This is a genomic window from Streptomyces sp. NPDC015127 (assembly GCF_043080095.1).
Taxonomy (GTDB): domain Bacteria; phylum Actinomycetota; class Actinomycetes; order Streptomycetales; family Streptomycetaceae; genus Streptomyces.
Genome location: NZ_JBIBVE010000026.1, coordinates 12,842 through 27,280 on the forward strand (window position 1 = coordinate 12,842; position 14,439 = coordinate 27,280).

Sequence of the window (14,439 nt, forward strand, 5' to 3'; positions counted from 1 at the left end):
GATCATGAAGCACACCGCAGCCCGCACCTACCGAGCTGTGCACTGGCTGAGCACGCGCCTGCAGGAGAGCCTGGACGAGGCCAGCCGGCGGCCGGACCGCGGCGACGTCAGCACGACCACGGTCATCATCTGGGTGGCGGCCGTCACCGGCGCCGTACTGATCGCCGGAACCATCACGGTCGTGATCGTCAAGTACAACACCATGCTCTCCGGGCTGTGATGACCTGTCCGGATCGGTTGAGGAGCTGGTGGCAGGGCCGACGATGGAGCGACGACCGCGGTGACACGTCTATCCAGATGGCGATCATCTTCCCGTTCGTGCTGCTCGCCAGCGTGGCCGTCATCCAGGCATCCATGTGGTACTACGCCCGCCAGATCGCCCTGACCGCTGCTCGCGAGGGCGTCACCGCAGCCCGTGCCTACGAGTCCGGCCCCGACGACGGTGCGGCCCGGGCACGGAACGTGCTGGGCCGCACAGCGGGTGACAGCCTGAGCGGCTACCGCGTCTCGGTGAACAGCGATGGGCAGCGCGTGCGGGTGCAAGTCTCCGGCACGGCCTTATCGATGATCCCAGGCCTGTCGGGCCTGCAGGTCAGCCAGTCGGCGTCCGGCCCGGTGGAGCGCTGGACGGTCCAGGAGGGTGAACCACGTGCGATACATCGCCCGGTGGGCTCGCAGAATGCGCGGCGATGAGGGCAGCGCCGCGATCGAGGCTGCCATCATCCTCCCGGCGCTGATCATGTTCATCTGTCTGGCTATCGCCGGCGGGCGCATCGTCATGTCCGGGTCGAAGATCGACGCTGCTGCCGAGGATGCGGCCAGAGAGGCGTCCATCCACCGCACAGCGGCGGCGGCCCAGGGCGCCGCGAACTCGGCGGCCGCCAAGTCTCTGAGCGATCAGGGCATCAAGTGCGCGTCGACCAGTGTCGGTGTCAACACTGGGGGTCTCAGCGTGCCGGTGGGTCAGGTCGGGACGGTCACCGTGACCGTCACCTGCACGGTCAATCTGTCGGAGTTGCTGCTGCCGGGCGTGCCGGGGGCCAGGACACTCACGTCGACAGCCACCTCGGTGGTGGATCAGTACAGACAGCGGGGTGACTGATGATCTTGCGTCGGGTGCTTCTCGCACGGGGGGACGATCGGGGTGGCGTCACCGTGTTCGTCGCTGTTTGTGTGATCGCGCTGATCGGCATCATCGGCGTCGCCGTCGACGGCGGCAGCAAGATGCGCGCCACCGAGCGCGCCGACTACATCGCCGGCGAGGCCGCTCGGGCAGGCGGGCAGGCAATCGACCCTGCCGAGGCCATCAGCGGCAACGCGATCGTCGTGGATCCACAGGACGCGGCAGCAGCCGCGCAGGCGTACCTGCGCTCCGCCGGCGCCACCGGCACGGTCATCGTGTCCGGCGACGGCAAGACGCTCACGGTGACCGTCGTCGGCTCGTACGACACGAAGTTCCTGTCAGTGGTCGGGATCGGCTCGTTGTCGGTGACCGGCCATGGCAAGGCAACCCTCCTGCACGGCGTCGCTGCTCCCGAAGGAAACTGATGCGCACCATCCACTCCTCCACCGCAGCGGCGGGCCGCACTCTGGGCAGGGTTTTCAAGGCGGCCTTGAGTCTTCTCGTCCTGGCGGCCACGGTAGGCGGGCTGCCGCTGCTGTTGACCTGGATCACTCCTGTCATCTGGGCTTCCGCCCAAGACGACCTCATGCATCTGCTGGACCGGCAGGACACCGGGGCGGCGTTTCTTGTTCTGCTCGTCGCGGTGGGCTGGATCGGGTGGGCCCAGTTCACCTTTTGCGCCGTGCGCGAGTTGATCGCACAGCTGCGTGGCCGGACTTGGCATGCTCCGCACGGTCTGGGTGTCTCTCAGCGGGCCGCGGCCGTTCTGATCGGCAGCATCTTGGTTCTGCTGCCGACGAGTTCGGCGCTGGCTTCGGAAGCCACGGCTACGCCGGCGACTGTTGCGGCCCACGTGCCCGGCCCGGCCTCAGCCCTGCAGGCCGAAGCCGATAAGGCCGCGGGGGCCGCGACGAGCACGACCAAGGCCCGGTACACGGTGCGGGAGACGCGGCCTGCGGAGAGCCTGTGGAGCATCGCGGAGAGGGAGTTGGGTGACGGTGAGCGGTGGCGTGAGATTGCTGCGCTCAACGAGGGCCGCACCATGGTCGACGGCCAGGTCTTCAGGTCGAACAGCTTTCTGCAGCCGGGCTGGCTGATGGAGATGCCGGACGCCGTCGCCTCGGCAGGAGACGTCCGTGCCCAGCTGGGCGACGGCCTCGCTGCTCCTGACCAGGGCGAGCACGTTGTCACCGTCCACTCGGGCGACTACCTATCGAAGATCGCGGAAGAGGAGCTGGGCAGCGGCGATGAGTGGCCGCGCCTGTTCGAGGCCAGCCGGGGCAAGCCGCAGCCGGACGGCCTCCCCGCGATCACGGACCCGGATGTGGTGTACGCCGGGCAGCAGGTCACCGTGCCAGGCGCGCAGCCTGACCAGCCTGTTCCGCCGCCGGACGAGGATCCGGGCGGCGAGGCGGACAGTCAGGAGACCACTCCCCCGGCCACCCAGAACCCGGAGGGCGAAGAGAAGCCAGGCGCCGGCACGGAGGATGAGCAGGCGTCGTCGGCCCCCTGTGCATCGAGCAGCCGTCCCGCCGAGCAGCCTGGGCAGCCCGGGCAGCGGCAAGACTCCCCTGCTGCAACGGCCCCCGCGACGCCGCAGCCCAGCGGGAGCGCCTCATCCTCTGCCGCCTCTGCTGAGCCGTCCGCTTCCGCTGCCTCCTCCCCCGCCGTCACGGTGCCCCCGACGCCGGCGTCCTCCCCGTCCGACGATCCGCTGACCCTGCGCACGGTCTTGGGCGCCGGTGCACTGCTGGCCGCTGCCATCACCGGCGCGCTCGCCGTGCGCCGGATGCTGCAGCGCCGCCGCCGAAAGCCAGGCGAGACGATCGCCATAGCGGCGGAGACCTCCCCGGCGGAGGCCCAGTTGCCGGCGACCGCCGAGCCGGGCGGCGCCGCTCGCCTGGACGTGGCCCTGCGGACCATGGCCCACATGGCCCGGCAGGAGAACGTCACGGGCCTGCCGCCTGTCCGGGCCGCGCGGATCGGCGCCCGCACGGTGGAGGTGCTGCCGGAGGACCTGACCCAGGAGCCGCAGGCTCCCTTCGTCTCCGGGACGGGAGGTTGGTGGGTCATGCCCGCCGATGCCCCTCTCCTGGACGACGAAGCGGCACTCGACGTATCGGCCCCGTATCCGGGGCTGGTTACAGTCGGCCGCACCGTGGGCGGCGACCTGCTGCTGCTCAACCTCGCCCGAGTGCCCGCCCTTCTGCTGGACGGCGACCCGGTCCACATGACAGAGGTGTGCACGTCACTCGCCCTGGAGCTCGGGATGAGCCCGTGGGCAAGCGAAGTCGAAGTCGTAACCGTGGGGTTCGGCGCGGACCTGCCACAGCTTCTGCCCACCGCGCGGATCGCGCACATGAGGCAGGGCACACACGCACTGCGCGCTCTGAGCGAACGGCTCCTGGAGGCTCACCAGATGCCCGACACCAGCCATCAGCCTTACCTGCTGCTGTTCGCGACATCGCTGGACCCGGATACTGCCTGGGAGTTCGCCGATGTGATCGACAAGGCTGGGACGGCTCCCGTCACCCTCGTCGCCCCAGCGAGCACAACGGCAACGCACTTCCCGGAGGCAGAGATCCTCAACGCCTCGGTCAGCGACCCACAGCCTCTCGAATCCGCCGGAACCGACGTTACGGTGCAGCGCCTGGAGCACGCCTCCTACCTTCAGATCACCACAGCCTTGAAGGTGGCCGCGCAGCCGGCGCATCCGGCCGAGGGCCCGTGGCAGGACGTGCCGGACGAACCCGACATGGTGCAGCAGCCCGAGGCCGAGGATTCCGCTGGTCCCGCGCCCGACGGCGGCACAATCACCTCATCGACGGCAGCAGACGTGAGCGGCGAGGTCTTCCCGGCCCTTCTCGCCGCCACCACCGACCCGTCCGGACTGCGGCTCCCGCCCGCCACCCTGCCGCCGCCTGCCGAGGCCGACAAGGAACACGAGCCGGCCACCGGCGCACCGGTGGCCACAGCCGCAGAAACGCCCGCCCGGGACGCTGGCCCAGAGCATCCCGCCGAGGACGGCCCAGAGGAGTGCGAGACACATGACCTGCATGCCCCAGAGATCCGCGTCCTGGGGCCGGTCGAAGTGGATGGCGTGGAGAACACCGGTCACGGCCCGCGGATGGCGCAGCTCGCTGCCTTGTTGTTCTTCCGGCCCGGGCGGAGCGCAGACGCCCTGTGCTCCGACATGGATCCCGTCAGCCCCTGGTCGACGAGCACCCTCAACGCGCGGATGCAGGGCCTGCGCTCGTCCCTGGGCGGTGATCCCGCCGGCCGCCTCTACGTGCCTCGCCGCAAGTCCGGCGGCGACCCGTACCGGCTCTCGACCAGTGTGCGCTGCGACTGGACCCGCTTCCTGCAATTTGTCGAACGAGCTCTGCCGCTGGGTCCCTCCGGCCTGCCCGAGCTGGAGAAGGCGCTTGCTCTGGTGCGCGGCCGGCCGTTCGGGGGCAAGCCCCTGCCCTGGGCTGAACCCCACCAGCAGGAGATGATCACCCGCATCATCGACGTGGCACACACCGTGGCGACCTACCGCACACCAGCCGGCCAGCACCACGACCTCAGCACAGCTCGCCAGGCTGTCGCGACCGGGCTCGACGTCGACGACACGGCGGAGCTGTTGTATCGGGACTGGCTTCGGATCGAGCATGCGGCCGGGAACCGGCAGGGCCTGCACACCGCCATCACCCGCGTCCAGCAGGTCAACCGGGCGCTGGACTGCTCGTTGGAGACGGAGACCGAGCAGCTCATCAACGAACTCCTCAACGGCTCGGGCACGGCGGTGCGCAGAGCGATGTAGGGAGGGTTGGCACGCAGGGCCGGCTACCGGTTGCGGGCGACGTCCCGCGCAGCGTAGGCGAGCAGTTCACTCAGCGCCGCCTCGTTGGACGCGGGCGGCCGAGTGCGCCACTCCCCCAGTGTCTCCCGTACGGTCTGCGCAACCGTGTGTGCGTGCCGGGCCAGGCCGTCGTCCAGCGCAGCCACCTCCCCGTCCTAGCACGTCGTGTGACATGACCGGCCCGTGGAACGGGTACAGGGCCATTCCACGCCATGCGCTCGCCAGGGCCCATGCCGTGATGTTCTGCGCGAGCCGATCACCCGTCCGTCTCCGTGTATGTGCAGGAGTGCCCGTCGGTGATACACACCTTGATCAACCGCACCAGTCGTTCCGACGTGATCCCGGATCGCGGCGTGCGCACCTGTCTCGGGCGGGTCGAGTTCCGTGACGGCGGTGTCGGGGGCGATGCGCAGGGCTCTCATGGGGTCCTCCCGGCTCGGCGAAGGAGCCCGCTCTCTCGAGGTGCGCACTGGGTCTGCGCAACAGGCATTGCGGCTGCGCAGCGCAGGGGTGACCTGCGGTTCTATTGCGCAGTGCCGACCAGGTCTCGGTTCCTCACTGCTGTGACTGCGCTTGGTGGCGGGTCAACGTCTTCCAGCGCCGCTCGAAGTCGACAGCCTGCTCGGCGATGTAGTACGTGGTGAGCGGCTTGTTGTGCTGCGCGGTGATCCCACGGGCTGCGCACTCCTGCGCAATGACCTCCGGCGATGGAACGTCGCTGCACGCCCGCTGCTCGGCCCAGAGCTGGTAGACGCGGAACGGCAAGAGGTAGCGGCGCAGGTTGGCCGGGCTGACGTGCTCTCCGCCGCGGCCATGCATGCCTTGTTGCAAGGTAGGCGGAGAGCTGCTCGGCCTTGGGGGTCGTCGCCGTGCTCGGTCTGGTATTTCTTCGGACGTGCCGTCTGCACGGTGGGAGAGGTGAAGATCTCCGACATGGACCAGGCCCGGCTGAGGAAGTGGGCCGAGCAGCGCATCCCCGTGCACCGCGAAGGCGGAAGTCGCAGTGGGGTGCATGGTGCCGGGGCGGCGCCGCTGTGATCACGGAAGAGCGTGCGCCATGGGACGGTGTCGGAGTGGGTCTCACGTCGGGTTGCTCGACTGCGGCGTGCTGATGAGGGGTGGCGGGTGGACGGGGCGGACTGCAACGGCCGTTGGCGTCCGTGCGAATCATCTGCCGACGGTCTCGTCACTGGACGAGGCACTGGCCGTTCTGGATGATCCGTGTCACGCGTTCTGGGCTGACCCTGCTCCTGGTCAGAACGGGTGTGGATCGGCGGCCGTCGGTGTCGGGGACGAGTGCGTGGAAGCGGAATCGGATACCGGGCTGGCCGTCGGGGCGGGCCCGCGCTGGGACGGCATTTGTCGTCTAAGGTGCGCTGCCGCAGGCGTCCGGTGACGATGACCCTCATGCCGCGGGTGAGCGATTGTGCCGGCTTGTCTCCAGAGCGAACAGCGCAGGAACAGCGGTTCGCCGTCGACGAATTCGCTGCGGTCACGGTCGAACACGCGGGGAGTGGACGCGACGGTGAAACCCGCCACCGGGATGCCGGAGGCGGTGTGCCGCAGTTTCGGATCGGCGGTCAGGTTGCCCACCACCGTCACCAGCGTCTCGCCCGCCATGCCACCACGCCTTGCCTCGTGCTGGAACGATCCCACCGTACCGGTCCTGGGGCCGCTGGCACGATGACTGCTATGGCGAGCGAGGACGACGCACTGGAGAGGCGGCTGCGGCACTGCGCGGGGCGCAAGAGGCAGTTCATACGGCCCGCCGGAAGCTGACCGCGGCGATCGTCACCGCGTACCGGGCCGGGGAGCCGGCCGCTCGTATCGCCGAGCGCACCGGCACCAGCGTCATCGAAATTCGGAACTTGCTGGCCGCTGCCCAGACCTCACCGTGTGCCGGTGTCCGCGATCAGTGGGCCGGGACTCCGCGCCGCAGGTCTCTCAGCTGGCCGAGGGCTTGTGTGCGAGGTCCCGGCGGAGTTGGCCGTTCTCGACCCGCAGGTCCTCGTTGGTCACTGCAAGCAAGGCAGAAACAGGAGGAGTTCGGGTGGTTTCGTGCGTGGCGTAACGGTCCTCTCCTCGGCGGGTGGGGGAGGATGTGGCAGAGGCACGTCAGAGAGGACGGACGCACGCGGTGGTCACGGAAGTCGGTACGGGAACGGATGTGGGGGTGCGCCCGTTCAGGGGTGAGGACTGCGCGGCGGTGCTGGGGCTGGTCCATGCCGATCTGCTGCCGGGGCATCCGGTCGTCACCCCGGCCGTGCTCGACCAGGCCTTGGAACGCCAGGGGCTGCGGTGCGAGGTGCTGGTCTCCGCGACCGGTGAGGTGCTGGGCGCGGTCGCCTGGGCCGTCCCCGCCGGGGACGGCCCAGGGCTCTTGCGGTGGCTTCACTGCCGGGAGGACGAGCAGCACCTCGCCGAGACGCTGATCCGGCACATGCTCGCGCAGCTGGGGCGGCGGACGGTACACGCCTACACGGAGCCCACCGTGCTGGCGCCTGCCGGGCTTGCGGTGCGCAACCGTCCCGGTACAAGGCGGGCGCTGGAGGTGTGCGGGTTCTCCGGCACCGACCATTCGCGCTATCTCCACCACCGCCTTGACACTCTCAGCCGCCGCCTGTACGCGATCACCGACCTCACCCCGTGTCCCGAGGCATCGGGCTGGCAGCTGTATCTGCGGGAGCGGGACGGCACCATGATCGGCGAGGCCCGCATCAGCGGCCCCGTCGACGGCACCACGGTGCTGGAATGGATCACCCTTGCGCCGCAGCGCCGGCACCTGGGGCACATCCTGCTCGAACAGTGCCTGACCAACCTCGCCGACCGCGGCATCCACCACGTCACCACCTGCCTGGACGCCCCCGGCGACAGTCCTCACCGTGAGGCCGTCCTCCAGCTTCATGAAGCGGCTGGCTTCACCGTGGTCGACCAGCTCCACACCTACACCCGCTGCCCCTAATGGGAGCTGGCCCGGGCCGAGGGGCAGTAGCTTCCGGGAGCCTGGCCCGGATCTCTGTTCTGGACAGAGCCTGTCTGTTCGGGTTTCGCTGGTTATATGCCGTAGTCGATGAGCGGTCCTGCGGCAACGGCCGGGCCCCGGTCACACGTCGCTTCCAGCGGGGCCTGGCACGCCGATGCGGGGAAGGGCGGGGCGCATGGAGATCACCACCACCGTCGTCGCCGACACCGGGAGCCGGCATGCCTTGGTGACGGTGGCCGGGGAACTGGACATCCTGACCGTTCCCGACGTGCGCCGGGCTCTGATTGCCGCGGTCACGGTGTACGAGGAGGCGGTGGTCGACCTCTCCAGGATCGCCTTCTGCGACTGCGCGGGCCTCGGCGCCCTCATATCCGGCCGCAACGCGGCGCGACGCCGCGGCACCCGCCTGCACTGGCACCACATCCCCTACCACCTGAACGGCTGCTGCGCGCCACCCGCGCCCGCCTGACCGACGTCTGCCCGCCCGCGGCTGGCGAGCGGAACGGGCTACCGCCGTGGATAGCCGGCCCGCAGGCGGTCCCGGCCGAGGAAACCCTTCCCCGACGTCTACCGACGCCTTCGACAGCTGCTGCGTCGGCGCAGACGGCTACCGCGGCGCACGGGCCGGTAGCGTCAGCGCTGCTCGGATCGCACCCATTCCGTCGGCAGGCGGCGCAGACCGGCATGCCGGGCGAGGAGGTCCCACTGACCGGCGTCGATAAAGGTGCGGCAGGTGTGGCAGGCCGGCCAGTCGCCGGCGGCGAACACCTCGGCGCGGAGGTCCGGGTTTCCCAGGGCACAGCCGTAGACGGTGTCCTTGAGGTTCATCACCACCGCCCGGCCGGTGTAGGCATGGGTGGGCGGGGCGTCGCAGAAGAAGCACTCGTGCGGATCCCGCGGGCTGAGCCGCACCGTGCGGACGGTTCCGTCCTTCAGCACCATCTCCATCGTCTCGAGCGTCAGGTGGGAACGTCCGAACGCGTCACAGACGCTGCCGGCGGGTTACTGTCCGCTCTCGGGCGGTGGACGCGGTACAGCAGCGTGATCCGGTTGCCTGTGTCGGGGGCTGGCGCGGTGGTGATGCGCCGCATCCCGGCCCCGGCGATCGGCTGATCCCGATCGGCGGCATAGAGTCCCTGGGTGCTTAGCTGTTACCTGAGTTCGACGGAGTACGAGGCGCCGGGAAACTCCCACCCGTCGGTGCCTTCGCCGATGTCCGCCACGATGACGTCATCGATGAAGTGATCCTCGAACTCGTCGTCGGCCAGCTCGCCGGCCAACCAGAGTTCCTCGATCTCGCTCCAGTCGCCCCTGCTGCCGTCGATACGCAGAGGTGCCGCCCGGCGGTTGCCGCGCTCACGTTCGTCATCGCCCGTCTTGACGATGCCGCTGATCTCGAACTGCCCGTCCTTGAAGTGCTCGGGGATCGGGCCGGCCGGGACGATGGCAGCGTTCTCGTAGGCGGTGTGGATGAGGTCGCGGTAGCCGCGGCGGATGTTGTACTCGGGGTCGGACAGCCAGTTGATCAGGGTCTTGGTGGTCACATGGAGGCCGACGTCCTCCAGGGCCTGGTGACCGCGGTGGGTTGCGGTGAGCTGGCTGAGCTGAGAATGCCAGTGCTTGGCGGTATACGACGACAGCCGGTGGCGAGGCGTGACCTGAGAGCGCAGGAGGTCGTTGACGGCGGCACCTAGGGAGCCGCCGTGGCCTGTGGGCCCGGCCATCAGTCGTCACCTTCCGGGATCATCTCGCCGGGCTGGATGAACTTGGCCTTCACTTCACCGAAGCCGGTTCCGATCCGGTACGTGGCGGGCGGCGTGCTGGGAGGCGTCCAGAAGACGGCCGCGTCGACGTTACGCAGGGCGACGAGCTTGTGCCCGTCCTGGACGGCCCTGAAGGCCACCGACCAGTGACGGACGGATGCTTCTGCGACCATGCTCATGCGCCAGTCGGGCCGCCAGAACGGGGACCGCTGCTCCGGGCGCTTGGGCCACAGGAGGCGCAACGCAATGGATAGCCGGGTCTTGTACGCCTTGTAGGGGTCACCGCCGATCTGGACGAGCTCAGTCCGTGCCTTCCGAGTGGCCTCGTAGAAGGGCTTGAAGAGCGACTCGTTGGCCTTCCCGGTCCAGGAGTCGTGGATGGTCGGTGCGGCGGCAAGGTGGCCTTCGCGGACGAGTTTCTCGAGCTGCTTGATGTGCGGGGTGGTGACCCACACGCGGCCCTGCTCGTCGGGCCGCTCGATGATCCGCCCCAGGGGGTGCGGCATGTCGGTGCGGTTCCACTCCGGGATGTCGATGAGGTAGATGCCGGCCTGCGTCTTGTCGAAAGTGTCCAGGGGGCCGGTGTGCAGGAGCTTGTTCGGGGCGAGGGGGACGGCTGAACAGGCGGACGGATAGCTGCCGTTACGGTCGATCAGGCACAGCACGCCCTGGCCGAAGGAGTCGGGCACGTCGAGCTGGTCGCGCCGGACGCGCTTGCCGTTCGCCTTGATGTGGGGGACGCGTGTGAGGGTGACGTCGGGGTGGACCCAGCGAGGCTCGCCGTCCATGTCCTCGCTGATCAGAGACCACGGTCCGCTGTCGCGTTCCTCAGTGCGGATGACCGGGATCGGGTGCATCTTCGAGCGGGCGACCGCATCCTTGAGGATCCTCAGGGCGGGGAAGACCGCTCCCTCGGGCTCGTCCTCCTCATCCCCCGGGACCAGACCGTCCCCGTCGTCTTCTTCGTCGATGTGGGGAACTTGCCCGCTGTCAGCGGTGGGCTGAACAGCGGCAGCGGCGGGCTGCCCGGTGGTCTCCGCGAACGCGGCGGTGCCGTACGCCTGCAGCGCGGCGGCGAGTCGGCGTCCCTCGGCGGTGTCCGGCAGCTGTGGCGGCGCCGCGGCCGTCTCAGCGAGGGAAGGCCCGAGTTCCGTAAGGGCTTCGGGGTCGCCGTTGGCCAGTGCGGTGCGCAGTCCCGCCAACATGTGGGTGACGAAGGCCGGCAGACCCTGCTGGGCACCGGACGTGTAGGGAAGCGCTGCTTGGGCGAGATCCTGCTCCACTGCACTGCCCAGGCTCCGGGCGGATCCTTCGACACCCGCACGGCCGGCAGGGGCCGCTCCAGCGTCGAGGAAGCGGGCATGCAGCAGGTCGGGCCGCAGGTACGCCGAGCCGATCGCGCCGAAGTCGCGCTCCGCGACCGTCACCTGGACCTTGGAGGGGTCCTTCGCCGGTGCGAGCGTGACCAGGACGTCGGCGTCGAGAAGACCGAGGAGCGCGGGGTCATCGCTGTCGATGATGGCCAGGACCGGGATGTGCAGCGTGCGGGCGAGGGAGGCCAGCACCTGGGAGGCGTCCGGCAGACGGTTGCCGGACAGCGGGAGACGGGCGCTGGGAGAGGCCTGAAGCCGGTCCACGACCACGAGGGACAGGTCCTGGACGTGCGGGGCGGTCTCCGCGATGGCCTCGGCGGTCAGGTCACTGCCGTCGTCGATCAGCAGGGGTGCCTGGACCAGCTGCTGGGCGACCTGCTGCTCGTGCGCGGTGAGGCGGCCCTGCTTCAGGCGCGGGTAGTCGCCGCCGGTCTCCGCGGCGAGGATCCGGCGCATGATGTCGGCCCGGTTCGGGCCCGACGCCGCGTACAGGACCTTGTGGCCGTCAACGAGCGCGGTCTGCCGTGCGGCGGACAGACCCAACAGGCTCCCACCCACGTTCGGGGCGGCCGCCACCAGCGTCAGCCGGCCGGACGGCACACCACCCGTCGCCGCGTCCAGTCCGGACAGCCCGAACAGGGGGCCGGTGGCCTGGCCGGAGGTGAGTACGGCGCCGATGGCGTCGCCCAGCGTGGCGAGCCTGCGCGGCACGCTGCCTTGGTCCGGATTGCGTGGGCTGTTCACCGCACCTCCTGCGGGCGCTGCGCCCGTGGCCGCGGCCGGATCGGATGAGTGGGTAGCGAAGACGGCGTCGGCGGGCAGCAGCACCGCGACCGGTGTGGTGTTCCGCAGGAGCACCTGCGGCTGGCCCTGAGCAGCGCGCGTGATCAGGTCACCGAAGTCCTTCTGTGCGGCACTCAGCACATGGGACGGAAGCACCTCGGTCTTCCGTGCTGCAGGAAGCACATCGAGCGGCGCCAGTAGAACGCGATCCTGCCGCTTCTGCCCCTTGCAGATCAGGGTCGTACGCCCTTCTTCCTCGGCGCGCTTCACCAGGGCGTAGAGGGCGTTGCGTGCCTCGGTCGCGTTCATCGCGGCCTCTTCGTGCGCTGACAGACTCACTCATCCTCCCAGGCCTATCAACTCACCACAATAGAAGCTTCCACGCAATCAGAGGCAAAAGTCACACGGATTTTCGTGAAAATCACTCATTAGAGAGGAGTTTCGGTGTGAGTTGCCCGTGTGAGAACAACACTCCCGTCGGTATCGGCCGGCCACAGCCGAAGGCCGGGACCTACGACACCGGTCCCAGCCTTCCAGTCACCTCGCCCGCAGACGATCACACCCCGCCTGGCGCGGCCATCAGCTCCTCGTCGTCGGCTCCTCCCTCTGCGCTTCGGGCGCGTCGTCGTACACGAGGTGCCCGACCGCGAACCCAACCCAACGCTGGGCGCTTTGAGGGCGTGTGCTACCACGCCCCTCGACCCCTGCGTCGGCCGGAGTGGACCTGCTCCCCGACTCTGGTCGACGTTCCGGAAGACGCGGATCGGTTTGATGTGTCCTCGATGTACGGGTGAGGGCCGCCGGGTGAATCCGGCGGCCCTCGGCATCAAGTCAACGCGTGCGGCGGCCGTGCGACGTCAGCAGCCGCAGCACGACGTACGGCACGACTACCTTCTGGACGAGTGCCACGGCGGCCGCGGCGACGGCAAGGCCGATGGCGAGGCTAACAGCGAGGGTCATCTCTTCCTCCTGAGGTGTGGGCGACAGCAGCGAGCTTGGGGGCAGACAGAAGACTCAGCGTCGCAGCAGGGTCCGCCACCACGGCCCAGGTTCCGCTGGGGCGTGCGCCGGCTGCGGTGCAGTCGACTGGACCGCCTGGGGAAGCGGCTGGGCGGTCGCGGCCGGGGCAGGCTGCGCCAGTGGGGATCCGGCGATGGAGCGCGGCCGGCTGAAGGTGACGGGGAGAGAGGCCGGGCGGCTGGTCAGCCAGTCGGCCTTGATGCCGATCTCGCTCTCGGGCACTGCAAGGGTCAGATCGGGCAGCAGGGCCGTGAGCTCGTCGATGCCGGTGTCCGCGATGGCGCGGCCGATGTCGCCGCCGGGGCACTCGTGGGGGCCGCTGCTGAGCGCCAGGTGGGACCGGTTGCCGTGCATCGGCAGGCTGAGGTCGGGCCGCTGCTCGGGGTCGACGTTGGCGGCGGAGATGCCCAGGAGGAGCAGATCGCCTTCCTTGATGAGCTGGCCGCCGAGTTCGGTGTCGCCGGTGGCCCATCGCCCCGGCACGACGCCGATCGACGGGCTGTCCCACATGACTTGTTCGAGTGCGTCCGGCAGGGTCATCCGGCCGCCGGAGAGGCTGCCGCGGAAGCGGCGGTCGGTGAGGATCAGGCGCAGCGTGTTGGCGATCAGGTTGACGGTGCCCTGGTGGGCTGCGACGAGCGTCAGGCGCAGGTGCTCGACGATCTCGGTGTTCGTGAGGCCGGACTCGTGGGAGATGAGGTGCGAGGCCAGATCGTTGCCCGGCCTGGTCTTCTTGAGCGCCACGAGGTCCTGGAGGACTTCGGTCACGGTCGCATTGCTGGCTGCGGCCGTCTCGCTGCCGCGCATGAGGTCGAGGGTCGGCTCCACGAGGGCGGGGCCTTCGTCGGGGGCCATGCCGAGGAGTCGGCTGGCGACCAGCATGGGGAGGGGTTCGGCGTAGTCGTGGACCAGGTCGGCGGTGCCGGAGGCGGCGAAGCCGCTGACGAGTTCACGGGTGTAGTGCGTGACATAGCGGCGCATGCCGCGGCGGTTGAACTGGGCCAGGCCGTCGACGACGGCGCCGCGCAGGCGCGCATGCTCCTCTCCGTCGGCGAAGACGCACAAGGGCTGCCAGCCGAGCAGGGGAATCAGCGGGGAATCGGCCGGCACCCGGTTCTCCCGGAAGGCGTTCCAGCGGCGCGAGTCCCGGGAGAACTTGCTCGGCGTGCGCATCACGTCCAGGTTCTCGCGATAGCCGAGCACGATCCACGCCGGTATGTCCCCGTGCAGCAGGACGGGGGCGACCGGCCCGTACTGGGCGCGCAACTCCTCGTACAGCTTGGCCGGGTGGGCGGCTTCGGGCAGTCGCCGGAGCCCAGCGGTGCTCATGCCGTGTGCGGGGCATCCGGGCGGTGGCACGAGGCCCTCGCCGGATATGGGCGGTTGGGGAGTCACGGAGCCTCCGGTAGTGGACAGCGGCCCCGTCACGACGGGCGGCCGGGGCTGCTCAGGGTCGTCTGTGCTTGGCCTCGGTCAGCGGCCGCGGGCTCTGCTCGCGCATGGACCAAGATCGTGAGCCGGAGGCAGCATATCCCTCGGTCTGACACAGG

14 protein-coding genes and 1 pseudogene are annotated in these 14,439 nt (G+C 69.5%); 7 read left to right on the top strand and 8 right to left on the bottom strand.

The genetic code is table 11. The features are described from left to right. Positions 1-4 precede the first annotated feature (4 nt). Genes ACF08N_RS33720 through ACF08N_RS33740 form a run of 5 tightly spaced genes read left to right on the top strand, consistent with a single transcriptional unit; the run spans position 5 to position 4,928 of the window. Positions 5-220: a hypothetical protein gene (locus tag ACF08N_RS33720; protein WP_392328532.1), complete on the top strand. Its 216-nt coding sequence runs from the start codon at positions 5-7 to the stop codon at positions 218-220. Further along, positions 220-693, top strand: coding sequence for a TadE/TadG family type IV pilus assembly protein (locus ACF08N_RS33725; RefSeq protein ID WP_392328533.1), 474 nt, complete (start codon positions 220-222; stop codon positions 691-693). Before ACF08N_RS33720 ends, ACF08N_RS33725 begins: the two co-directional genes overlap by 1 nt. Further along, entirely contained in the window at positions 680-1,102 is a 423-nt protein-coding gene (locus ACF08N_RS33730) for a TadE family protein (protein ID WP_392328534.1), read from the top strand. The genes ACF08N_RS33725 and ACF08N_RS33730 overlap by 14 nt, the downstream gene beginning before the upstream one ends. Then, positions 1,102-1,548 (top strand): TadE/TadG family type IV pilus assembly protein, encoded by a 447-nt coding sequence (locus ACF08N_RS33735; RefSeq protein WP_392328535.1) that lies wholly within the window; start codon positions 1,102-1,104, stop codon positions 1,546-1,548. Before ACF08N_RS33730 ends, ACF08N_RS33735 begins: the two co-directional genes overlap by 1 nt. Then, positions 1,548-4,928: a hypothetical protein gene (locus ACF08N_RS33740; RefSeq protein WP_392328536.1), complete on the top strand. Its 3,381-nt coding sequence runs from the start codon at positions 1,548-1,550 to the stop codon at positions 4,926-4,928. Before ACF08N_RS33735 ends, ACF08N_RS33740 begins: the two co-directional genes overlap by 1 nt. A 23-nt stretch (positions 4,929-4,951) precedes the next feature. Here the strand turns inward: ACF08N_RS33740 and ACF08N_RS33745 are convergent, their stop codons facing one another. The 3 genes and pseudogenes from ACF08N_RS33745 to ssb all read right to left on the bottom strand — a co-directional run. Next, a complete protein-coding gene (locus ACF08N_RS33745) occupies positions 4,952-5,113 on the bottom strand; it encodes a hypothetical protein (RefSeq protein ID WP_392328537.1) in 162 nt (53 codons plus the stop codon). 409 nt (positions 5,114-5,522) lie between these two features. Beyond that, positions 5,523-5,786 carry a hypothetical protein gene (locus ACF08N_RS33750; RefSeq protein ID WP_392328582.1) on the bottom strand — a complete coding sequence of 88 codons (264 nt, stop codon included), beginning with the start codon at positions 5,784-5,786 and terminating at the stop codon, positions 5,523-5,525. A gap of 539 nt (positions 5,787-6,325) precedes the next feature. Then, positions 6,326-6,587, bottom strand: a pseudogene (ssb, locus tag ACF08N_RS33755) (single-stranded DNA-binding protein); the annotation flags it as partial. A gap of 553 nt (positions 6,588-7,140) precedes the next feature. On the opposite strand from ssb, the gene ACF08N_RS33760 reads away from it, so the two are divergent. Next, positions 7,141-7,929, top strand: coding sequence for a GNAT family N-acetyltransferase (locus ACF08N_RS33760; protein WP_392328538.1), 789 nt, complete (start codon positions 7,141-7,143; stop codon positions 7,927-7,929). A gap of 196 nt (positions 7,930-8,125) precedes the next feature. Continuing rightward, positions 8,126-8,419 (top strand): lipid asymmetry maintenance protein MlaB, encoded by a 294-nt coding sequence (locus ACF08N_RS33765; protein WP_392328539.1) that lies wholly within the window; start codon positions 8,126-8,128, stop codon positions 8,417-8,419. Between the two features lie 164 nt (positions 8,420-8,583). Here ACF08N_RS33765 and ACF08N_RS33770 read toward each other — a convergent pair whose 3' ends face one another. From ACF08N_RS33770 to ACF08N_RS33790, 5 genes are all read right to left on the bottom strand, one after another. Beyond that, complete coding sequence (locus tag ACF08N_RS33770) at positions 8,584-8,898, bottom strand: hypothetical protein (RefSeq protein WP_392328540.1); 315 nt, start codon at positions 8,896-8,898, stop codon at positions 8,584-8,586. A gap of 203 nt (positions 8,899-9,101) precedes the next feature. After that, positions 9,102-9,674: a hypothetical protein gene (locus ACF08N_RS33775; protein WP_392328541.1), complete on the bottom strand. Its 573-nt coding sequence runs from the start codon at positions 9,672-9,674 to the stop codon at positions 9,102-9,104. Next, positions 9,674-12,178, bottom strand: a complete 2,505-nt coding sequence (locus ACF08N_RS33780; protein ID WP_392328578.1) for a DnaB-like helicase C-terminal domain-containing protein — start codon at positions 12,176-12,178, stop codon at positions 9,674-9,676. Before ACF08N_RS33780 ends, ACF08N_RS33775 begins: the two co-directional genes overlap by 1 nt. 522 nt (positions 12,179-12,700) lie before the next feature. Further along, the gene (locus tag ACF08N_RS33785) at positions 12,701-12,829 is read right to left on the bottom strand and encodes a hypothetical protein (RefSeq protein ID WP_392328542.1); all 129 of its coding nucleotides are present in this window, start codon (positions 12,827-12,829) and stop codon (positions 12,701-12,703) included. Positions 12,830-12,883: 54 nt separating this feature from the next. After that, positions 12,884-14,218, bottom strand: coding sequence for a cytochrome P450 (locus ACF08N_RS33790; protein ID WP_392328543.1), 1,335 nt, complete (start codon positions 14,216-14,218; stop codon positions 12,884-12,886). Between the last annotated feature and the right edge of the window lie 221 nt (positions 14,219-14,439).